Annotated in this window: 1 protein-coding gene; it reads left to right on the top strand. The window is 40.2% G+C overall.

The annotated features are described in order from the left end of the window. On the top strand, positions 1-229 hold a 229-nt coding region (locus GD597_RS21805), incomplete at both ends, for a hypothetical protein (RefSeq protein WP_171610022.1).

Here is a 229-nt window from a genome sequence, read left to right as displayed (position 1 = left end):
AACCAGTACTGCTGACAGCAAATTGAATATCGCTGATACAGCGGCTATGTTAAGTCCTTATGCACGCACTCAAACTATGTTGGATTCTTTAAATGCGTCTGATAACAAAATCAACCTGAAATTGAATATCGCTGATACGGCTGCTATGTTGAGTCCTTATGCTACTATCAGCAACCTAACCAGTACTGCTGACAGCAAATTAAATATCGCTGATACAGCGGCTATGTTA

Origin of the sequence: Limnovirga soli, from assembly GCF_013106755.1 — a bacterium.
GTDB lineage: Bacteria > Bacteroidota > Bacteroidia > Chitinophagales > Chitinophagaceae > Limnovirga > Limnovirga soli.
This window is presented reverse-complemented; position numbering and strand designations above follow the sequence as displayed.